Source organism: Flavobacterium sp. (genome assembly GCF_036782315.1).
In the GTDB taxonomy this organism is placed as follows: domain Bacteria; phylum Bacteroidota; class Bacteroidia; order Flavobacteriales; family Flavobacteriaceae; genus Flavobacterium.
Genome location: NZ_DAIPZK010000014.1, coordinates 46,029 through 68,712, shown reverse-complemented (window position 1 = coordinate 68,712; position 22,684 = coordinate 46,029). Strand labels below are relative to the sequence as shown.

Genomic DNA, 22,684 nt, shown 5'->3' with positions numbered 1-22,684 from the left:
AAATTGATTTTTTATGACAAAAAAACTAAAAAATAGTTATAATGTAAAAAAAACTCCGTAAAGAGTTTTTTTTTGATTTTAAGCTTGGCCTGTAGGACCAAAATTCAATGGAATTGGTGGCTGTTCACTTTCTTCAATTTTTCCGTGAGCACTTTCAAAACGGTGAATGTTTTCTCCTAATGCTTTTAATAATCGTTTTGCGTGTTGAGGCGTTAAAATAATTCTTGATTTTACTTTAGCTTTTGGCACCCCTGGCATAATGGTTACAAAATCTACCACAAACTCAGAATTAGAATGATTAATAATGGCTAAATTGGAATAAATTCCTTCTGCTGTTTGTTCATCTAATTCGATGTTAATTTGTCCTTGTTGATTATTATTTTCCATGATATTTAATATTATTATTTAGTTATACAAGAATAAGTATAATTTGGGTAAAAAAAAAGCCTAACAGAAAATCTGTTAGGCTTTATGTTGGAATAATGAAGCTAATTAGTAGTTAAACTCTTCTTTAGCAGCCATTAATTCATTGTATTCTTCTTTAGAACCTACAATAATATTATCGTATTCTCTCATACCAGTACCAGCTGGAATTCTGTGTCCTACAATAACATTTTCCTTTAATCCTTCTAAAGTATCAACTTTACCTGCTACTGCAGCTTCGTTTAATACTTTTGTAGTTTCCTGGAACGATGCAGCAGAAATGAATGATTTCGTTTGTAACGATGCTCTTGTAATACCTTGTAATACTGGTGTAGCAGTAGCTGGAACAATATCACGTGCTGAAACTAAGTTTTTATCATTACGTTTTAATAACGAATTTTCATCTCTTAACTGACGCGGTGTAACAATTTGACCTGGTTTTAAGTTTTCAGAATCTCCTGCATCTTCCACAACTTTCATTCCGTATAATTTATCGTTTTCAACGATGAAATCACTTGTATGAACTAATTGATCTTCTAAGAATAAAGTATCCCCTGGATCCACAATTCTTACTTTACGCATCATCTGACGGATAACCACCTCAAAGTGTTTATCGTTGATTTTTACACCTTGTAAACGGTATACCTCTTGAATTTCGTTTACCAAATACTGTTGAACAGCAGATGGACCTTGAATTCTTAAGATATCCTCTGGAGTAATTGCTCCATCAGAAAGTGGAGTTCCCGCTTTTACGAAGTCGTTTTCTTGAACTAAGATTTGGTTTGAAAGTTTTACTAAGTATTTCTTCACTTCACCAAATTTAGACTCGATAGCGATTTCTCGGTTACCTCTCTTAATTTTTCCAAAAGTTACAACACCATCAATTTCAGAAACTACCGCAGGGTTTGAAGGATTACGAGCTTCTAATAACTCGGTAATTCTTGGTAAACCTCCAGTAATATCACCTGCTTTAGAAGAACGACGTGGAATTTTAACTAAAATCTTACCTGCTTTAATTTTTTCTCCATCGTTTACCATAAGGTGAGCTCCTACTGGTAAATTGTATGAACGAATTAACTCGCCATCTTTACCGTAGATGTGTAACGTAGGGATTAATTTTTTATTTCTACCTTCAGAAATTACTTTCTCTTGGAAACCAGTTTGCTCGTCGATTTCAACAATGAACGATTGTCCTTGTTCTAAATCTTCGTAACCTACTTTACCTGTAAATTCAGAAATAATTACCCCGTTATATGGATCCCATTTACAGATTGTAGTACCTTTTTCAACAACATCTCCATCATTTACAAAAATACTTGATCCGTAAGGAATATAGTGTGTATTTAATACAATACCTGTTTTTGGCTCAACTAATTTTAACTCAGTAGAACGAGAAATTACGATATCAACAGCATTTCCTTCAGCATCTTCACCTTTAACTGTTTTTAAATCTTCAATTTCTAATCTACCTGCAAAACGAGTTACAATACTAGACTCTTCAGAGATACCTCCAGCAACCCCTCCAACGTGGAACGTACGAAGTGTTAACTGTGTACCAGGCTCACCAATTGATTGCGCTGCAATAACTCCAACTGCTTCACCTTTCTGTGTCATCTTACCTGTTGCCAAGTTTCTACCGTAACATTTAGCACAAATTCCTTTAGTTGCCTCACATGTTAATGGCGAACGAACCTCTACTCTTTCTACTGGAGAAGCTTCGATTTTCTTAACAATAGCTTCTGTAATTTCCTCACCAGCATGAACTAAAATTTCATTATCTAATGGGTTAATCACATTTTGTAAAGCCACACGTCCTAAGATTCTTTCTCCTAAAGTTTCAACGATTTCCTCGTTTTTCTTTAAAGCAGAAACTTCAATACCTCTTAATGTACCACAATCTACAGAGTTTACGATAACATCTTGAGATACGTCATGTAAACGACGTGTTAAGTAACCCGCATCGGCTGTTTTTAGAGCGGTATCCGCAAGACCTTTACGAGCACCGTGAGTAGAAATAAAATACTCAAGGATAGAAAGACCTTCTTTAAAGTTCGATAAAATTGGGTTTTCGATAATTTCACCACCACCAGCAGTTGATTTTTTAGGCTTAGCCATCAAACCACGCATACCAGTTAACTGACGAATCTGCTCTTTAGAACCCCTCGCTCCAGAATCAAGCATCATATATACCGAGTTGAAACCTTGTTGGTCTTCACGGATATTTTTCATTGCTAACTCTGTTAATTGCGCATTAGCTGAAGTCCAGATATCAATAACTTGGTTATAACGCTCGTTATTAGTAATAAGACCCATGCTATAGTTCATCGAAATTGCTTCTACTTGCTCACGAGCATCAGCGATTAATTTCTCTTTTTGTTCCGGAATTCTAATATCACCTAATGAGAATGATAGACCTCCACGGAATGCGAACTTATACCCCATATCTTTCATGTTATCCAAGAAAGCAGCAGTTGTAGGAACGTCAGTTACCGCTAAGATTTTACCAATAATATCACGTAATGATTTCTTAGTTAATACCTCATTGATATATCCAGCTGCTTCAGGTACTACTTCGTTAAATAATACTCTACCAGCAGTTGTTTGAATAATTTTATAAACTAATTCACCGTTTTCATTAAAGTCTTTTGCTCTAATTTTAACTCTAGCATTCAACTCTAATTTTCCTTCATTTAAAGCGATGTTTACCTCTTCAGCAGAATAGAAAGTTAATCCTTCACCTAAAATTTTGTGCTCAGGAGTTGATAAACGCTCTTTAGTCATGTAGTAAAGACCAAGAACCATGTCCTGAGAAGGAACTGTGATAGGCGCACCATTTGCAGGGTTTAAGATATTGTGAGAAGCTAACATTAATAATTGTGCTTCTAAAATAGCTTCTGGTCCTAATGGTAAGTGAACCGCCATCTGGTCACCATCGAAATCGGCATTAAACGCCGTACATGTCAATGGGTGTAACTGAATCGCTTTTCCTTCAATTAATTTAGGTTGGAATGCTTGAATACCTAAACGGTGTAACGTAGGAGCACGGTTAAGTAATACTGGGTGACCTTTGATTACATTTTCAAGGATATCCCATACTACAGGCTCTTTTTTGTCGATAATTTTCTTAGCCGACTTAACTGTTTTTACAATTCCTCTTTCGATTAACTTACGAATAACGAATGGTTTGTAAAGTTCAGCCGCCATATCTTTTGGTAAACCACACTCGTACATTTTCATTTCTGGTCCAACGACAATTACCGAACGAGCAGAATAATCCACACGTTTACCTAATAAGTTCTGACGGAAACGTCCTTGTTTACCTTTTAATGAATCTGATAACGATTTTAATGGTCTGTTAGATTCTGTTTTAACTGCAGAAGCTTTACGTGTATTGTCAAATAATGAATCTACAGATTCTTGTAACATACGTTTTTCGTTTCTTAAGATTACTTCAGGAGCTTTGATCTCCATTAATCTTTTTAAACGGTTGTTACGGATGATTACTCTTCTGTACAAATCATTTAAATCTGACGTTGCAAAACGACCTCCATCAAGTGGTACTAACGGACGTAATTCTGGTGGAATAACTGGAATTACTTTTAAAATCATCCACTCAGGACGGTTTTCTCTGTTTAAGTTAGACTCACGGAATGATTCTACAACATTTAAACGTTTTAAAGCTTCTGTCTTACGTTGTTTAGATGTTTCGTTATTAGCAGCGTGACGTAATTCGTATGATAATTCATCTAAATTAGTACGAGCTAATAAGTCCATAATACATTCAGCACCCATTTTAGCGATGAATTTATTTGGATCATTATCATCTAAATATTGATTTTCCATTGGAAGTGTATCTAAAATATTTAAATACTCTTCTTCTGTAAGGAAATCTAATTTTTGTAAAGATTCGCCATCAGCATTTTTAGCAATACCTGGTTGAATTACTACATATCTTTCGTAGTAAATAATCATATCTAATTTCTTAGATGGTAATCCTAAAATATATCCGATTTTGTTTGGTAACGAACGGAAATACCAAATGTGAGCGATTGGTACAACAAGATTGATGTGTCCAACTCTATCTCTACGAACTTTTTTCTCCGTTACTTCAACACCACATCGGTCACAAACGATTCCTTTGTAGCGGATTCTTTTATACTTACCACAAGCACACTCATAATCTTTAACTGGACCGAAAATTCGTTCACAGAAAAGACCATCTCTTTCTGGTTTGTGGGTACGATAGTTGATTGTTTCTGGTTTTAAAACCTCACCTCTTGATTCTGCCAAAATAGATTCTGGAGAAGCAAGTCCTATCGTGATTTTGTTAAATCTTTTAACGGTATTTTTATCTTTTAATCTTGTCATGATATGAATACTTTCGATTTATGAAAAGCGTTATAAAGGAAGTAACCAAGGCTACTCCCGGATAAATTTATTCTTCTAATCTGATGTCTAATCCAAGACCTTTTAATTCATGCATTAATACATTGAACGATTCAGGTAATCCTGGTTCTGGCATAGTTTCTCCTTTAACGATAGCTTCGTAAGTTTTAGCTCTACCAATAACGTCATCCGATTTAACAGTTAAGATTTCTCTTAGCGTACTTGATGCACCATATGCTTCAAGAGCCCAAACCTCCATCTCTCCAAAACGCTGACCTCCGAATTGAGCTTTACCTCCTAATGGTTGTTGCGTAATTAAAGAGTAAGGACCAATAGAACGAGCGTGCATTTTATCGTCTACCATGTGACCTAATTTCAACATATAGATAACTCCTACTGTTGCTGGTTGGTGGAAACGCTCTCCAGTTCCTCCGTCATATAAATACGTATGACCGAATCTTGGAATACCTGCTTCGTCTGTTAAGGCATTAATTTGATCTAAAGTAGCACCATCAAAAATTGGAGTAGCGAACTTCTTACCTAATTTTTGACCAGCCCATCCTAATACCGTTTCATAAATCTGACCAATGTTCATACGAGATGGTACCCCTAGTGGATTCAACACGATATCTACTGGTGTTCCGTCTTCTAAGAATGGCATATCTTCCTGACGAACGATTTTAGCAACAATACCTTTATTACCGTGACGTCCTGCCATTTTATCCCCTACTTTTAATTTACGTTTCTTAGCGATGTAAACTTTAGCAAGTTTTAAAATTCCAGAAGGTAATTCATCTCCAACAGTAATAGTAAATTTCTCTCTTCTTAACCAACCTTGTAAATCGTTTAATTTGATTTTGTAGTTGTGAATTAAGTCGTTCACCATTGCATTTGTATGCTCATCTGTTGTCCACTGACCTTTAGTTAAGTGAGCAAAATCTTCTACACCTTGCAACATTTTTTTAGTGAATTTTTTACCTTTTGGCAATACTTCTTCACCTAAATCGTTCATTACACCTTGAGAAGTTTTACCATCGATGATGACAAATAATTTTTCAATCAATTTGTCTTTCAACTCGTTGTACTTAACTTCGAATTCAGTTTCTAATTTATCAACGTCTTCTTTATCTTTAGAACGTTTTCTCTTATCTTTTACTGCTTTCGCAAATAATTTTTTATCTAAAACCACACCGTGTAAAGATGGAGACGCTTTTAATGAAGCATCTTTTACATCACCTGCTTTATCTCCGAAGATAGCTCTTAAAAGTTTTTCTTCTGGAGTAGGATCTGATTCTCCTTTTGGTGTAATTTTTCCGATTAGAATATCGCCAGGTTTAACCTCTGCACCAATTCTAATCATACCGTTTTCATCTAAATCTTTAGTAGCTTCTTCAGAAACGTTTGGAATATCATTAGTTAATTCTTCGTTACCTAATTTAGTATCACGAACTTCTAATGTGTAATCATCAATATGTAATGATGTAAAAATATCATCACGTACTACTTTTTCAGAAATTACGATAGCATCCTCGAAGTTGTATCCTTTCCATGGCATGAACGCCACTTTTAAGTTTCTTCCGATTGCTAATTCTCCGTTTTGAGTAGCATAACCTTCACACAATACTTGACCTTTTACAACTCTATCACCTTTTCTAACAATAGGTTTTAAGTTGATGCAAGTACTTTGATTGGTTTTTCTATATTTGATTAACTGATACGTTTTTTCATCTGAATCAAAACTTACCATACGCTCTTCTTCAGTTCTGTCGTATTTAATTGTGATGATATTAGCATCAACATACTCAACAGTTCCGCTACCTTCAGCATTGATTAATACTCTTGAATCAGAAGCAACTTGTCTTTCTAAACCAGTACCAACGATTGGAGCTTCAGGACGTAATAATGGTACGGCCTGACGCATCATGTTAGATCCCATCAACGCACGGTTCGCATCATCATGCTCTAAGAAAGGAATCAATGAAGCTGAAATAGAAGCAATCTGATTTGGAGCAACGTCTGTATAATGTACAACCGTAGGTTCTACTACTGGGAAGTCACCTTCCTCACGAGCAATAACTTTATCAGCTGTAATTTTCCCGTTAGCATCCATTTCAATGTTTGCTTGTGCAATCATTTTACCTTCTTCTTCCTCTGCACTTAAGTAGATTGGTTCAGAAACTAAATCAACTTGTCCGTTTACAACTTTACGGTAAGGAGTTTCGATGAATCCCATTCCGTTAACTTTTGCATAAACCCCTAAAGAAGAAATCAAACCGATGTTTGGTCCCTCTGGAGTTTCAATTGGACAAAGTCTTCCGTAGTGTGTATAGTGAACGTCACGCACCTCGAAACCAGCTCTTTCTCTAGATAAACCTCCAGGTCCAAGAGCAGACAAACGACGTTTGTGTGTAATCTCTGCTAATGGATTTGTTTGATCCATGAACTGAGATAACTGGTTTGTTCCAAAGAATGAGTTAATTACCGATGATAATGTTTTAGCATTGATCAAATCGATAGGTGTAAACACCTCGTTATCACGAACGTTCATTCTTTCACGGATAGTTCTAGCCATACGAGCTAAACCTACTCCAAACTGAGCTGATAATTGCTCTCCAACAGTTCTTACACGACGGTTTGATAAGTGGTCGATATCATCAATCTCTGCTTTAGAGTTGATTAATTCAATCAAATATTTAACGATTGTAATAATATCTTCTTTTGTTAAAACTTGTTTTTCCATTGGAATATCAAGATTTAACTTTTTGTTCATTCTGTAACGACCTACTTCACCTAAGTTATAACGTTGGTCAGAAAAGAACAATTTATCTATAATACCACGAGCCGTTTCCTCATCAGGCGGTTCCGCGTTACGTAATTGTCTGTAAATATGCTCAACAGCCTCTTTTTCAGAGTTTGTTGGGTCTTTTTGTAACGTATTGTGAATAATTGTATAATCAGCCGCATTATTATCTTCTTTATGTAAAAGGATAGTTTTTACGTCTGCTTCAATTATTTCTTCGATATTATCTTTGTCAAGAATTGTATCACGATCTAAGATAATTTCGTTACGCTCAATAGAAACCACTTCACCAGTATCCTCATCCACGAAGTCTTCATGCCATGTATTTAATACACGAGCAGCAAGTCTTCTTCCTGCATATTTCTTGATACCTGTTTTAGATACTTTAATTTCTTCAGCTAAGTCGAAAATTTCTAAGATATCTTTATCTCTTTCAAATCCGATTGCTCTGAATAAAGTTGTTACAGGTAATTTTTTCTTTCTATCGATATACGCATACATTACGTTATTGATATCGGTAGCGAATTCAATCCAAGAACCTTTAAAAGGAATAATTCTGGCAGAATATAATTTAGTTCCATTTGCATGGAAAGACTGTCCAAAGAATACACCTGGAGATCTGTGTAACTGTGATACAACTACACGTTCAGCACCATTGATAACGAATGTACCGCTAGGTGTCATATATGGTATTGTTCCTAAATACACATCTTGAACAATTGTTTCAAAATCCTCGTGTTCAGGGTCAGTACAATATAATTTTAATCTAGCTTTTAGAGGTACACTATACGTTAAACCTCTATCAATACACTCTTCAATAGTATATCTAGGTGGATCAATAAAATAATCTAGAAACTCTAATACGAATTGGTTTCTCGTATCAGTAATTGGAAAATTTTCCATGAAGGTATTATACAGCCCTTCGTTGCCTCTTTCGTCAGATTTTGTTTCCAATTGGAAGAAATCTTTAAACGATTTCACTTGAATATCTAGAAAATCTGGATATTGTGGAATGTTTTTTGTCGAAGCAAAATTTAATCTTTCAGTCTGATTTGTTATCATCAATGGACAAAATTTTGATTTAAAAAAAGTAATTTTTTGTGTAAAAACACTGCTTTTTAATACTTCCTTTTTATTTAGTCACCAATACATCTTTAAAAATAAACCAGGAAAGTTTGTTTATTTTTTTTCTTCGTTATTGGTTACTTTTAAACGTATAAAAAATACAATTATTTAATATACGCAAAATGGTTTAGGTCTTTGAGAACACTCTCAAGACCTAAACCTAGCTTATTTATGAGTATAAATTATTTTAACTCAACTACAGCCCCTGCTTCTTCTAAAGCTTTCTTAAGACCTTCAGCCTCATCTTTAGAAACTCCTTCTTTAACGTTTGTAGGAGCAGCATCAACTAAATCTTTAGCTTCTTTAAGACCTAAACCAGTTAATTCTTTAACCGCTTTAACAACTCCTAATTTAGAAGCACCAGCATCTTTTAATACTACAGTAAATTCAGTTTGCTCAGCACCAGCAGCACCAGCATCTCCTCCACCTGCAGCAACTACTACAGCTGCAGCAGCAGGCTCGATACCATACTCATCTTTTAATATTGTTGCTAATTCGTTAACTTCTTTAACTGTTAAGTTAACTAATTGTTCTGCGAATTGTTTCAAATCTGCCATTTTTTCTATCTTTTAAAATGTTTTGTAAAAATATAATTTATTAAGTGCGTACGTATTATTCTGCTCCTTCTTCCTTGTTAGGTTGATTTTGAAGAGCTGCAAGAACTCGTTTAGCAGGAGATTGTAATAAACCAATGATTTCTGCAATAACTTCTTCTTTAGATTTAATAGCTACTAAGCTATCTAACAAGTTATCACCAATAAAAATTTCTTGGTTGATATAAGCTCCTTTAAAAATAGGTTTTTCACCTTTCTTACGGAATTCTTTAATAATTTTTGCTGGTCCATTAGCTGTATCAGCAATAAACATAGAAGTGTTTCCTTTAAGAACTGATGCTAAATCACCATAGTCGTTATCAGAAGCCTCCATTGCTTTTTCTAACAATGTGTTCTTAACAACTTCTAATTTAATACCAGCTTTAAAACAAGCTCTTCTTAAGTTTGAAGTAGTATCTGCATCAAGTCCTGAAATGTCTGCTAAATAAACAACATTTACATCCGCTAACTGTGCAGTTAAATCTTCAATAGCGATTGATTTTTCTTCTCTAGTCATACTAAAAATTTTTAACTACCAATTATACAGCTTTAGGATCTAAAGCAATAGCAGGACTTTGTGTACTTGATATATGAATAGACTTAATATAAGTACCTTTAGCTGCAGTTGGTTTCAATTTAATTAATGTTTGAACGATTTCGTGTGCATTGTCATAGATTTTATCAGCATCGAAAGATACTCTACCTATTCCAGCGTGAACGATACCAGTTTTATCAACTTTGAAGTCGATTTTACCAGCTTTCACTTCTTGCACCGCTTTAGCAACATCCATAGTTACTGTTCCTGTTTTAGGGTTTGGCATTAAACCTCTTGGACCTAAAACACGTCCTAATGGACCTAATTTACCCATAACAGCTGGCATAGTGATGATAACATCAACATCTGTCCAACCATCTTTGATTTTTTGTAAATAGTCATCTAAACCTACGTGGTCAGCACCAGCAGCTTTAGCTTCAGCTTCTTTATCTGGAGTAACTAATGCTAATACTCTTACATCTTTACCAGTTCCGTGAGGTAATGTTACAACCCCTCTTACCATTTGATTCGCTTTTCTAGGATCTACACCTAACTTTACTGCGATATCAACAGACTCGTCAAATTTTGCAGAAGCAACTTCTTTAATTAATGCAGAAGCATCTCTTAAAGTATAAAGTTTATTCTTCTCAATTTTTGCTGCAGCCTCTTTTTGCTTTTTTGTCAATTTTGCCATTGTCTAATTTCTTTTTAGAGATTAAAAAGGAGCATTTCCTGTTACTGTTATACCCATAGATCTAGCTGTTCCAGCAATCATACTCATCGCTTTTTCAATTTCGAAAGCGTTTAAGTCTGCCATTTTGTCTTCAGCAATTGTTCTAATTTGATCCCAAGTAACGTTAGCTACTTTTTTACGGTTAGGTTGCCCTGAACCAGACTTTAATTTTGCTGCTTCTAATAACTGAATTGCAGCAGGTGGCGTTTTAACAACAAAGTCAAAAGACTTGTCTTTATACACAGTAATTTGTACTGGTAATACTTTGCCAGGTTTATCTTGTGTTCTAGCATTAAATTGCTTACAGAACTCCATGATGTTAACCCCAGCAGCCCCCAAAGCAGGTCCAACCGGTGGCGATGGATTCGCAGCACCTCCCTTAACTTGTAGTTTAACTACTTTACTAACTTCTTTTGCCATTTTTAAAAAAATTTAGCACATCTATCAATTGGAAGCGATTGATGTGATTTATATATGTAACGAAAATTATACTTTTTCAACTTGCATAAAACTCAACTCTAACGGGGTCTTTCTTCCGAAAATTTTAACCATTACTTCAAGTTTACGCTTTTCTTCATTAACTTTTTCAATTGTTCCATTAAAACCATTGAAAGGACCATCTACCACTTTTACTGTTTCACCAACAGCATAAGGGATGGCTACATTATCAACTTTTACAGATAACTCATCTACTTTACCTAACATTCTGTTAACTTCAGATTGTCTTAATGGCACCGCATCACCTCCTTTAGTTTCACCTAAGAAACCAATCACACCAGGAATTGATTTGATAATATGAGGAATCTCTCCAGTTAAGTTAGCTTCAATCATGATATAGCCGGGAAAATACACTTTATCCTTAGCTATTTTTTTTCCATCTCTAACTTGAACTACCTTTTCAGTAGGAACAAGAACTTGAGAAATGTAATCAGCCATACCTAAACGAGCTGCCTCAGTCTCAATGTAAGCTTTAACTTTATTTTCTTGACCACTTACAGCTCTTACTACATACCACTTATTAACATTATTATCAGCCATACTGTAAGTATTATTTTAAGATGTTAAAAAAACCTTCAAGAGCTTTTACAAATAATTCATCAACACCCCAAGTTAATAGAGCGAAAATAATTGAAAATACAGCTACAATAATTGTCAAACGTTGCACTTCTGACCAAACTGGCCAAGTAACATTCGTTTTCAATTCATGAAATGCTTCAGATATGTAATTAACTACTTTTGTCATCTTAATCTTTATTTGCACGGGCGGAGGGATTCGAACCCCCATCAATGGTTTTGGAGACCACTATACTAGCCCTTGTACTACGCCCGTTTGTTAAAAAACCAGCAGCGAACTGCTGGTTTAATTATTATTTGACTTATAATTAGTCTAAAATTTCAGTAACCTGACCAGCTCCTACTGTTCTACCACCCTCACGGATAGCGAAACGTAAACCTACTGATAAAGCGATAGGGCTTAATAATTGAACATCAATTGTTAAGTTATCACCAGGCATAACCATCTCTACACCAGCTGGTAAAGAAATAGTACCAGTTACGTCAGTTGTACGTACATAGAACTGTGGACGGTAGTTATTGTGGAATGGAGTGTGACGTCCACCTTCTTCTTTTTTCAAGATATATACCTCAGCTTTGAAGTGAGCGTGTGGTTTAACAGATCCTGGTTTAATGATAACCATTCCTCTTTTGATATCTTCTTTAGCGATACCTCTTAATAATAAACCTACGTTATCTCCAGCTTCACCTCTATCAAGGATTTTACGGAACATCTCAACTCCTGTAATTGTAGAAGTTAATTTGTCAGCTCCCATACCAATGATTTCAACAGCATCACCTGTATTAGCAACTCCAGTTTCGATACGACCTGTAGCAACAGTTCCACGACCTGTAATTGTAAATACGTCCTCAACTGGCATCAAGAATGGTTTATCAACATCACGAGCAGGTAACTCAATCCAGTTATCAACAGCATCCATTAAAGCTAATACTGTATCAACCCATTTTGGCTCACCATTTAAAGCTCCTAAAGCAGAACCTTGGATAACTGGACCATTATCACCATCATATTGATAGAAAGATAATAAATCTCTGATTTCCATTTCTACTAATTCTAATAATTCAGCATCATCAACCATATCCACTTTGTTCATGAATACAACCATTCTAGGCACACCTACTTGACGACCTAAAAGGATGTGCTCTCTTGTTTGTGGCATAGGACCATCTGTAGCAGCAACTACTAAGATAGCACCGTCCATTTGAGCAGCACCAGTAACCATGTTCTTAACGTAATCCGCGTGACCTGGACAGTCAACGTGAGCGTAGTGACGGTTAGCTGTAGAATATTCTACGTGAGATGTATTAATAGTAATACCTCTTTCTTTTTCTTCTGGAGCATTATCAATTTGATCAAATGATTTTGCTTCTGATAAACCAGCATCAGCTAATACTTTAGTAATTGCAGCTGTTAATGTAGTTTTACCGTGGTCAACGTGTCCGATAGTTCCAATATTTAAATGGGGCTTCGAACGATCAAAGGTTTCTTTTGCCATGATTTAATAATTTAATCTTAGTTATATATTAGTGTTCAAAAAATAAACTTTCTTAAGAGCCAATGACGGGAATTGAACCCGTGACCTCTTCCTTACCAAGGAAGCACTCTACCCCTGAGCTACACCGGCTTTTGTGAGTTCAGAAGTTAGAATTCAGAATTCAGAAATTTCTAAATTCATTTTTCTAAATTCTAATTTTCTTTGTGGGGAGAGCAGGATTCGAACCTGCGAAGACTTAGTCAGCGGATTTACAGTCCGCCCTCGTTGGCCGCTTGAGTATCTCCCCAAACCATTTATATTTTAGTTACTAACAACTTTGAGCCGATGGAGGGACTCGAACCCACGACCTGCTGATTACAAATCAGCTGCTCTAGCCAGCTGAGCTACACCGGCAACTTAAATATAAAAAGTCCGCTATTTCTAACGGACTGCAAATGTATATAATTTATTTTTGAATCAAAACATTTTTTATGTTTTTTTTATTTTTATGAATGCGCTCTTAATTTTTCTTTCCTTTTCATTATTACTCGCTCTAATGAATCTACAGATAAATCAGCTGCTTCTTCAAAACTTTTAGCTGTTTTCTTCACTACAAAATCGTCTCCAGGCACTATAATTTTAATTTCAACGGTTTTGTTTTCTTTATCACTTGTATTTTCCAACCTTAAAAAAACTTCTGACGACACTATCTTGTCATAGTATTTTTCTAATTTATCCATTCTGTCTTGAATGAAATCCACCAATTTTCTGTCTACATTAAAATTTACTGCTTGCATATTAACTTTCATAATACTGTTAATTAAATGGTTATACAATCAAGTTATTTTTCATTTCTTGGATGCGCATCTTGATACACCTTTTTTAGTTCAGCTAAACTACTGTGTGTGTATATCTGTGTAGAGGACAAACTAGCATGACCCAATAACTCTTTTACGGAATTTAAATCGGCCCCATTATTCAACAAATGTGTTGCAAAGGAATGCCTAAGAACGTGAGGACTCTTTTTTTCTTTTTTTGAGACTGTACTAAAGTAATCATTTATTAACCGATATACAAACGATTCACTTACTTTATTTCCAGTTTTAGATAAAATTAACATCTCTTTATTATTAATTACCTCTAAATGATTTCGTTGTTCTTTATATAATTTATACAAAATTAACGTACAATCTAAAAGCGGAATAATCCTCTCTTTGCTTCTTTTCCCAATAACTCTGATTGTTTTTTGCAACTCATCAATACTATTTACCTTCAAATTTATTAATTCTGCTCTTCGTATCCCTGTTGCATAGAAAAGTTCAATAACAAAACGATTTCGAATACTTTCAAAATCATTGGAATAATCGATATTTGAAAACACATCTTGCATTTCTTTTTCAGAAAATGGAATCTGTACCTTCTTCGCAACTTTTAATGATTTATGCTTTAAAAGTGGATTAACCGAAATTTGTTTTGTTTTTAATAAAAATTTATAAAAAGATTTCAGTGCCGAAATTTTGCGATTAACAGAAGTAGTGGAAATATTTTGTTCTACTAAAGTCACAATCCAACTTCTAATGTTTGGATAAACAACTTCTTCTAAACTTATAGATTGCTCTTGAAGATATTCTTGGAAAGATAAAATATCATCTATATAAGCACGAACTGTTAAAGGAGAATAATTTTTCTCTTTAACTAAATAATCTTGATATGCTTGTAAATTTGTAGACATAAAAAAACCGCTAACAACAAAGTTACACTTTATTAATTAGCGGTTTTATATTTTTATTCAAAAATATTAACTCTCTAAAGAGTCTCTTAAAGTTTGAATATAAGCTGCTTTTTGTATTTTAGCTCTGTTGATAACAGAAGGCTTAATGAAAGCTTGACGTGCACGTAACTGACGAACAGTTCCTGTTTTATCAAATTTTCTTTTATAGCGCTTTAATGCTCTATCGATATTTTCTCCGTCTTTAATTGGTATAATTAACATAAAATAGACACCTCCTCTCGTTAAGGGTGCAAATGTAGAAATTATTTTTTAATTACAAAATCAATATCTATCAAACTTTAAAAAAAGAAAACCTATTTTAATTAAAATAGGTTTTCTTGTATTTTTATTTAACCGCTGGTTTGTAATTCTGATTATCAATGATCATTTTTGATAAAATCTCTTTTAAAATTTCAGAAGTTCCCCCACCAATTGGCCCTAAACGACTATCTCTTAGTAATCTTGCTAGTGGATATTCTTCCATATAACCATAACCCCCTAGCATTTGTAAACAATCATAAATAGCTTGATCAGCTACTTTAGTTGATTTTAATTTTGCCATAGTAGCCTCTTTTACTACATATTCTTTATTATTTAGTCTGGCTACAGCTGCATAATTAAATATTTTACAATGTTCTACTTCTGTTGCATGCTCTACCATTGTATGACGTAATGCTTGGAATTTATTAATTGGGCTACCAAAAGCTTCACGTTGTGACATATATTCCAAAGTGTAATCAATTGCATATTCTGCTCTTGCATGAGCATTGATTGCCATAATTAAACGCTCTAGAGCAAAATGTTGCATAATGTATGGAAATCCTTTCCCTTCTTCACCCATTAAATTTTCAAGAGGAATTTCTACATTATCAAATGCAATTTCGGCAGTATCTGAAGCTCTCCAACCTAATTTATCTAATTTAGTAGCAGAAATGCCTGGCGTTTTGGTGTCAACTAAGAAGATACTAATCCCTTTATTACCTAATTCTGGATTTGTTTTAGCTGCTACTACATAGTAATCAGCATATACTCCGTTTGTAATAAATGTTTTAGAGCCATTGATTACAAATTTATCACCCTTTCTTACTGCAGTAGTTCTCATTCCTGCCACATCACTACCTCCAAATGGTTCTGTAATACACAAAGCTCCAATTTTTTTACCAGCAATACTTGGTGCTAAATAGTCTTGTTTAATTCTTTCATCACCTTCAGCATTTAAATGTGTCATGGCTAAATAAGCGTGAGCCCACATTGCGGCAGCAAAACCAGAAGATTTAACTTTTTGAAGTTCTTCTAAAAAAATAACCGTGTAAAATAAATCCAAATTCATTCCACCATATGCTTCTGGATAGTTTAATCCAAAGAAGCCCATTTCTCCAAATTTTTCCCAAATAAAACGTTCAATAGTACCTGTTTTTTCCCATTTTTCAATATGAGGCACCACTTCTTTGTGTAAAAAATCTCTAAAACTTTGTCTGAATAATTCGTGTTCTTCTGTGAAATACATTGAATTCATAAATCTATAATTGTGTAGGTTGCTTTTTTATATTTTTTTTAAAAATCCAAATATAAGGCGATTATATTTATTTTTTCGTTAGGCATTCCCTTAATTTTTGTTAAATCGTCAATATTTTTAATTCCATTATTCATTGTTCTATAAACCACAATTTCTTTTGCTAAAGCGTAGTTAAAATATGGAAATTTAGCCAATTCTTTCTGCGACAAATCGTTGATAGCTATTTTAATTACTCCATTTTGACTTTTTATAGCGAATCTTTTTTCTAAATCGGCTATTGCTTCTGCACTGATTCCCCAAATAAATTGAAGTTGTTCCATGCTGACAAATCCTCCAAACTTTTCCTTTTCCTGAAGAATTTTATCGGCTAACTTTTCTCCAATACCATAGACGGCAATTAAATCTTCTTTTGAAGCAGTATTGATATCTTTTTGAACAATTTTTACTTTTTCTTTTGGTAAAAACTTATGGAATTTTTCAGATGTTCCGCTATTTTTATTTTTCACCCAATCAGGAAACTTAAAATACGGACTAATTTTTGCTAAAAAAGCATTTGAAACCTGAGTTACTTGTTGAAACTCCTGTGCAGAATTTACAAATTTTCCTTTTTTACGATAAGCATGTAAACGATCAATTTCATCAATTGTCATTCCAAGTTTATACCCTTTGTAATCTGTAATATAATTTGGGTTGAAGGGATAAATTGTATCTTTTCTTGTGACCTTGATATTCTTTAAACTATCAATCTCATTTTGAATTGACAGCCATGCTTTATCCTTCGAGATGTCTTGAACTGAATCAAAATTATTCTTGAACAAAAAATAACCTAATTGTACTAACAGAATAATTATAAATAACAAAAAAATCCCACTTCTGTGTTCTCTTGAAAACAGGAAGTAGGATTTTAATTTATTCATTTAAAAAAAATTAATCGTTTTTTCTTAAAGATTCTTCATTATTTTCTGATAAAGAATCAGGATCTTTTGCTGGCGGTGTTGTTAAAACTTTATAGAAAAAGAAACCTGTTAAACAAATAACTATTCCTTGCGCCATAACCATTGTAATTAATGCTGATGTATTCATAATGTAGCTCTCCCTTCTTTAACTCGTTTTTTATATGCAACGAAAACAATTATTGAAATAAACACAAAAAGTGATAACAATAACATTCTTCCAATAAATTTATACAATGTATTATTTGTAAAATTTCCTTTTGCAATTGCGTCACCTGGCTTAACAACATCACCTACTTTAACAATTACCTCTTGATTTAAGCTAGAATCAAATTCATATTTTTTTGTATCAATAAATTTTTCAACTAGTACTTGGTTGGATTTTTTATCAAATTTCTTTCTTTCGTTTTCAAATTCAAATTTAACAACATTTGATTTCACTTCAATAACTTTACCGCTTACCTTACCAGAGCCTTCAAAGTTCTCAGCAAAATAATTATCAGCAAACCATTCTTTATTATTAGTATCGTTATTCTTAATTTGATTTACCCAATCTGGAATACTTGAAATTAATACAGCTCCTAATAATAATGGTGTAATAATTAAGATTACATATTTAAAAAATTTAGGTAATTTGATGTCAGCTCCTTTGTTAATTTCATCCCAACCTCTATTGATTCCGAAAATATAAGAAAACAGTACTGTTTCTAGGAATGCGAATACCACTAAACTTACAGTTCCTGCCCAATAATCATATTGATCAAAAACCCCTTGATTATAGAAAATCACTGTTGGTAATCCCATAATTAAAGCTAACGCTCCAAAAGACCACGCTCCTTTATTTTTATTCCAACCAAATTCATCCGACATGAATCCCATCCATGGAGTTCCCATTGCTAAGGAAGATGTAATTCCAGCAAAGAATAAAAGTCCGAACCAAAACACACCTGCCAAAATAGCTAATACGCCACCCCACTGTTGAAATAAATAAGGCATGGTTTGGAAAGCCATTCCGAAACCAGCGTTTTGAATAACCCAGTCTAATCCTAAGTAACCAGCAGCAATTGGAATAACTATTAAAGAACCTAATACTACTTCTACAAACTCATTCATGAATCCAGCAGAAACGGCATTTAAAGCTACATCATCTCTCTCTTTTAAGTAGGCTGCATAACAATGGATTGTACCCATACCTACAGAAAGAGTAAAGAATATTTGACCTGCAGCTGCTAACCAAACTTTTGGATTTGATAAAGAATCAAACTGAGGAGTCCATAAGAAATTTAATCCATCCCATGCATTTGCATTTGGAAAAATATCTGACGCACCGCTAGTTCCTAAAGTAATTCCTCTAACAGCTAAAATTACACCAAATAAAATTAATAATGGCATACCAATCTTAGCAACTTTCTCAATACCGCCTAAACCTTTTGATAAAATCCAAGTATTTAAAAGCAAACAAATTATGTAAAATATTACTGCTTCATATGGAATTCCAGTTGTAGAATGAGATACATCAACATAAGAATTAAAAAAACCTGCAACATCTGCCTGACTCATTCCATTAAACGTACCTGCAATAGAATGATACACATAAGACATTGTCCAAGACTCAATGTAACAATAATAAGCCGCTACAGCAATGTTAGTAAAAATTCCAAATACTCCGATATACTTCCAAATACGACCCTTAGCCATTGTATCTAAAATATAAGGAGTACTGTGATTACCAAATTTACCACCAAAACGACCTGTTGACCATTCAATCAACAATAATGGAATACCCATTAATAAAAAACACACTAAATAAGGAATAATAAAAGCTCCTCCACCATTTTGAACTGCCTGAACAGGGAATCTTAAAAAATTACCCAATCCTACAGCATTTCCAGCCATGGCTAAGATAAGCCCCACTCGTGAACCCCACGATTCTACTTTTGCTGTCATATAATTTTATTGGTTGTTAAAGCCTCAAAGATAATAAAAGTATCCAAAATTCAAATAAAACTTACACTTAATGAAATTTTATAAGTCAAAAACTGAACTTCTTTTAGTTTTTATCATGTCTTTTAGTTTTAAAAGAAAAGCTAAGGTAAGATATAATCCAAATCCCAAACCTACTGTTATAAAAGAAATGTAGATAAAAAACAAACGTACATTAGTGGCACGCATTCCTAATCTATCAGCGAAACGAGTTGCTACGAAAAATCCATGTTTTTCAAAAAAATGCAATAGGTTTTGAACCATTTTTAATATTTTTTTTCAAAAATACGATTATTTATTAAGTATAAAATGTCCGATTGCACAATCTAAGCACTTTTTATAATCGCAATAATTCTTTTTTAACTGCAATAAGGCCTGAGATTCATAAACGTTTTGCGATTTGACCCCAAAAGAATGAAATTTTTCAATAATTACGTTTTTCTCTGACTGAATTGAGATTGCTAAATCAATTAATTCTTGTGTAATTTCCTTTTTCTGACTTAATGCATAAGCAAAACGCAATGGAATAATGGTATTTATTACTAACAATTCAATAAACGAATTTGAAAGCTTTTTCCTCTTTTTAGAACTTAGCTTATCAAAATTATAATGCGTTTCCCAATATTCACTTACACCTAAATTAAAAACCTGAAACAATTCATTTATAACACTACAGTTCATCAACAAAGAAAAAAGATTTTTCCGATGAAAATATAAATTAGCCAATTGCACTAATCGTATCGTTGGGAAATTATCAGGACGATGTTTAAAAAATGCTACTGAACCTTCCACTTTCTCATATAATTGATATTTCTGAATCAGGTAATGATAAGATTTTTGTAACTCTTTCGCATAATTATCTTGAAAATCATAAGAAAGTAAATTTGCCTGTCCTAGCAATAACGCTTCTAATGATTCCAATGAATACGATTCCTTTCTAATTACCGAAAATGGAATTGATTTAGCAATCTTATAAAACATTTCACCATTAGTATTCAAACCAAAATTTTTAGCTAAAAGACAAAACAAAACTGCTTCCCAATCATGATTTAGCTCTTTTGCTAACTCAAAAACCAATTGAGATTTTCTTTCCAAACGCTCAAAAAACAAGCGTTCTTGCCAATTTTTAAAAATAAAATCATCTACATTTTCAATTTCATTCTCACAATAAATCCAAGATTTCTGACTTATTAACGATTGATATTTATGCAAATCTGAAAGTGAAACATACTCCTTGAGTTCTAATGTTGGAATTTCAGAATTATCTTTTCTGAAAATAGGCACATCGTATTCCCAAACCACATGTAAAATAATGGAATCATAATTTGAATCTTTTTCGTGATGGTGCACATACCAATCTGATGACTTGAGATGAATTTCTACATTTCCAGCCCATTTTTGATTTCCGATAATAAGTTGCGCATTGAAAAAATCAGGTCCGGCAAGTTGTAAATATTGACCTGAATTGAGAATCTGAATCGACTCTCCTTTTGTAGTTTTTAAGTTGGCAATATCAAATTTCTTGAATTGCCACACGTGGTGCAAAAAATCTTCTTTCATTCTGTATGGCGTATATAATTGAAAAACAAAGATAAAAAAATTATATTTGCTGAACAACCCAACTTTTATGAAAAAAATTATAACCATCACATTATTAAGCCTTTTTACTTTTGCTCAATCTCAAATTAGTGTAAAACCACCTAAAGGATTAAAAATTACCTATACCAGAAGTTCAAATGGGAAACTGATTGAAAATCAAGATCCGATTTTTGTTTTCACAAATCCAACGGAGACTTTAGTCACTACTGAAAAAATGAATTCGGGAAAAGCGGAATTTCCTTTCGAACAAACTTTAATTAATCGCTCTGAAAATAAAATTGTTCAGGTTACCCAACTCAAAAAAGAAAAATCAGTTACAACAGTTGACAGCCTTTCTCTAGCGAAACAAAATTTCGAATTCTTAGCGGATACCAAAACTATTTTGGGCTACAAATGTCAAAAAGCGAAAACCATTATCAATTCAAATACTATTGAACTTTGGTACACGAATGAATTACAAGTGAAAGGCGCACCAACAACATTAGGTCAAAATATTGGTTTAGTTTTAGAAATGGTTCGCAATGGAAATTTTGTGATTTCGGCTACTAAGATTGAGAAAATAAAATCAGTTAGCCCAAGTTTTGAATTACAAAAGAGCACAATCAAAAGTCCTGTTTTAGATGGTTTAACTTATAAAGATTTGGTTTGGAAAAGTCGTTTTACTACCATTAAAGTGTTTGAAAACGAAATCATCAACTTTTCAGATGCTTCTAAATCGAATGATAGCATTTTACGATTTGCCAATGGAACTATCATTTTGAAAAAAATCACTTTCCCAGAAATTAAAAAAGGAGATTTAGTCTTTTTAGATTTAGCCGAACAATCAAATGGTGATGCTTATGACAGAACGGGTTCAGTTTTTATGATTCCGCAAGATAAAAAACAATCGTTTTTAGATGGTTTGCAAAATGGCGCTAAAACTTTACCAATTTATGAAAATGGAAATGGAAAGCAATATCAAGGTGTTGTGGCAACTCCAGAATTTTCTCCTGTAATCGAATTGATGCGCTTTTTTACGCCTTTTGGAATTAAACAATACAATTACATTCAATTGAAAGATAAAACATGGCACGAAATTGTTCCGTACCGAACGGACATTACTGATATAAAATCAAATATATCTGGAAAAACGGTTTATGTGGGAACTTTTATTGGTAATTACGATAAAGGTGGACACAAAATTTCGATGAATATTACGATTAATCCGAGCGAAAGTTCATTGGATAAAAATAATATTTCAATTCCGTTATTTAACACCACAAATGTTATGGAAATGGCGGGACAAGAATATGCTACGATGTTCAATCATGAAAAAGGATTAGAAGTTACTTTTACTTTGGACAAAGAAATCAAAAACGCGAAACTTCGCTATATTACCACTGGACATGGTGGTTGGGAAAACGGAGACGAGTTTGTTCCAAAAAGAAATACAATAATTTTAAACGGAAAAGAAGTGTTTTCATTTATTCCATGGCGACAAGATTGTGGTGGTTATCGATTGTTCAATCCAGCCTCAGGAAATTTTAATGACGGATTATCTTCTTCAGATTTGAGTCGTTCGAATTGGTGTCCTGGTACAGCAACGAATCCAATTTATATTGAATTAGGAAATTTAAAAGCAGGAACACATACTATGCAAGTGAAAATTCCTCAAGGTCCAAATGAAGGTGGAAGTTTTAGTTCTTGGAATGTTTCGGGAGTATTACTGGGAGAATAAA

The 22,684-nt window shown here is 33.6% G+C and carries 20 protein-coding genes and 4 tRNA genes; 1 reads left to right on the top strand and 23 read right to left on the bottom strand.

Annotated elements, in window-relative coordinates; all coding sequences use genetic code 11:
- Positions 1 to 78 precede the first annotated feature (78 nt).
- The 23 genes from V7P59_RS11685 to V7P59_RS11575 form a co-directional block, all read right to left on the bottom strand.
- The gene (locus tag V7P59_RS11685; protein WP_111567663.1) at positions 79 to 387 is read right to left on the bottom strand and encodes a DUF3467 domain-containing protein; all 309 of its coding nucleotides are present in this window, start codon (positions 385 to 387) and stop codon (positions 79 to 81) included.
- 105 nt (positions 388 to 492) lie between these two features.
- Positions 493 to 4,791, bottom strand: coding sequence for a DNA-directed RNA polymerase subunit beta' (rpoC, locus tag V7P59_RS11680; protein ID WP_333810331.1), 4,299 nt, complete (start codon positions 4,789 to 4,791; stop codon positions 493 to 495).
- 67 nt (positions 4,792 to 4,858) lie between these two features.
- Positions 4,859 to 8,671 carry a DNA-directed RNA polymerase subunit beta gene (rpoB, locus tag V7P59_RS11675; protein WP_333810330.1) on the bottom strand — a complete coding sequence of 1,271 codons (3,813 nt, stop codon included), beginning with the start codon at positions 8,669 to 8,671 and terminating at the stop codon, positions 4,859 to 4,861.
- Positions 8,672 to 8,916: 245 nt separating this feature from the next.
- Complete coding sequence (gene rplL, locus V7P59_RS11670; protein WP_333810329.1) at positions 8,917 to 9,291, bottom strand: 50S ribosomal protein L7/L12; 375 nt, start codon at positions 9,289 to 9,291, stop codon at positions 8,917 to 8,919.
- Between the two features lie 55 nt (positions 9,292 to 9,346).
- A complete protein-coding gene (rplJ, locus tag V7P59_RS11665; RefSeq protein WP_297868076.1) occupies positions 9,347 to 9,844 on the bottom strand; it encodes a 50S ribosomal protein L10 in 498 nt (165 codons plus the stop codon).
- 22 nt (positions 9,845 to 9,866) lie between these two features.
- The gene (gene rplA, locus V7P59_RS11660; protein WP_194093113.1) at positions 9,867 to 10,556 is read right to left on the bottom strand and encodes a 50S ribosomal protein L1; all 690 of its coding nucleotides are present in this window, start codon (positions 10,554 to 10,556) and stop codon (positions 9,867 to 9,869) included.
- 21 nt (positions 10,557 to 10,577) lie between these two features.
- The gene (rplK, locus tag V7P59_RS11655) at positions 10,578 to 11,015 is read right to left on the bottom strand and encodes a 50S ribosomal protein L11 (RefSeq protein WP_026724872.1); all 438 of its coding nucleotides are present in this window, start codon (positions 11,013 to 11,015) and stop codon (positions 10,578 to 10,580) included.
- 66 nt (positions 11,016 to 11,081) lie between these two features.
- Positions 11,082 to 11,633, bottom strand: coding sequence for a transcription termination/antitermination protein NusG (gene nusG / locus V7P59_RS11650; protein WP_333810328.1), 552 nt, complete (start codon positions 11,631 to 11,633; stop codon positions 11,082 to 11,084).
- A 10-nt stretch (positions 11,634 to 11,643) separates the two neighbouring features.
- Entirely contained in the window at positions 11,644 to 11,838 is a 195-nt protein-coding gene (secE, locus tag V7P59_RS11645; protein WP_333810327.1) for a preprotein translocase subunit SecE, read from the bottom strand.
- A gap of 15 nt (positions 11,839 to 11,853) precedes the next feature.
- Positions 11,854 to 11,925, bottom strand: a tRNA-Trp gene (locus tag V7P59_RS11640).
- Between the two features lie 52 nt (positions 11,926 to 11,977).
- Complete coding sequence (tuf, locus tag V7P59_RS11635; protein WP_297868079.1) at positions 11,978 to 13,165, bottom strand: elongation factor Tu; 1,188 nt, start codon at positions 13,163 to 13,165, stop codon at positions 11,978 to 11,980.
- Between the two features lie 57 nt (positions 13,166 to 13,222).
- A tRNA-Thr gene (locus tag V7P59_RS11630) sits at positions 13,223 to 13,294 on the bottom strand.
- A 75-nt stretch (positions 13,295 to 13,369) separates the two neighbouring features.
- Positions 13,370 to 13,451 (bottom strand) — tRNA-Tyr (locus tag V7P59_RS11625).
- A gap of 33 nt (positions 13,452 to 13,484) precedes the next feature.
- Positions 13,485 to 13,558: transfer RNA gene (locus tag V7P59_RS11620), tRNA-Thr, on the bottom strand.
- Positions 13,559 to 13,650: 92 nt separating this feature from the next.
- Positions 13,651 to 13,953 carry a ribosome hibernation-promoting factor, HPF/YfiA family gene (gene hpf, locus V7P59_RS11615; RefSeq protein WP_333810326.1) on the bottom strand — a complete coding sequence of 101 codons (303 nt, stop codon included), beginning with the start codon at positions 13,951 to 13,953 and terminating at the stop codon, positions 13,651 to 13,653.
- A gap of 32 nt (positions 13,954 to 13,985) precedes the next feature.
- On the bottom strand, positions 13,986 to 14,876 hold the full coding sequence (locus tag V7P59_RS11610; protein ID WP_333810325.1) for a tyrosine-type recombinase/integrase: 891 nt from the start codon (positions 14,874 to 14,876) through the stop codon (positions 13,986 to 13,988).
- 66 nt (positions 14,877 to 14,942) lie between these two features.
- Positions 14,943 to 15,137, bottom strand: a complete 195-nt coding sequence (gene rpsU, locus V7P59_RS11605; RefSeq protein ID WP_333810324.1) for a 30S ribosomal protein S21 — start codon at positions 15,135 to 15,137, stop codon at positions 14,943 to 14,945.
- Positions 15,138 to 15,261: 124 nt separating this feature from the next.
- On the bottom strand, positions 15,262 to 16,431 hold the full coding sequence (locus V7P59_RS11600) for an acyl-CoA dehydrogenase family protein (protein WP_333810323.1): 1,170 nt from the start codon (positions 16,429 to 16,431) through the stop codon (positions 15,262 to 15,264).
- A 38-nt stretch (positions 16,432 to 16,469) separates the two neighbouring features.
- Entirely contained in the window at positions 16,470 to 17,348 is an 879-nt protein-coding gene (locus tag V7P59_RS11595; protein ID WP_333810322.1) for a ComEA family DNA-binding protein, read from the bottom strand.
- A 10-nt stretch (positions 17,349 to 17,358) separates the two neighbouring features.
- Positions 17,359 to 17,514, bottom strand: a complete 156-nt coding sequence (locus V7P59_RS11590) for a hypothetical protein (protein WP_333810321.1) — start codon at positions 17,512 to 17,514, stop codon at positions 17,359 to 17,361.
- Positions 17,511 to 19,331 carry a sodium-dependent transporter gene (locus tag V7P59_RS11585; RefSeq protein ID WP_333810320.1) on the bottom strand — a complete coding sequence of 607 codons (1,821 nt, stop codon included), beginning with the start codon at positions 19,329 to 19,331 and terminating at the stop codon, positions 17,511 to 17,513. The genes V7P59_RS11590 and V7P59_RS11585 overlap by 4 nt, the downstream gene beginning before the upstream one ends.
- 78 nt (positions 19,332 to 19,409) lie before the next feature.
- Entirely contained in the window at positions 19,410 to 19,631 is a 222-nt protein-coding gene (locus V7P59_RS11580; RefSeq protein WP_333810319.1) for a PspC domain-containing protein, read from the bottom strand.
- A gap of 27 nt (positions 19,632 to 19,658) precedes the next feature.
- Positions 19,659 to 20,927: a DUF2851 family protein gene (locus V7P59_RS11575; RefSeq protein ID WP_333810318.1), complete on the bottom strand. Its 1,269-nt coding sequence runs from the start codon at positions 20,925 to 20,927 to the stop codon at positions 19,659 to 19,661.
- A gap of 67 nt (positions 20,928 to 20,994) precedes the next feature.
- Between V7P59_RS11575 and V7P59_RS11570 the strand changes: the two genes are divergently transcribed.
- A complete protein-coding gene (locus V7P59_RS11570; protein WP_333810317.1) occupies positions 20,995 to 22,683 on the top strand; it encodes a GLPGLI family protein in 1,689 nt (562 codons plus the stop codon).
- Position 22,684: the final 1 nt, after the last annotated feature.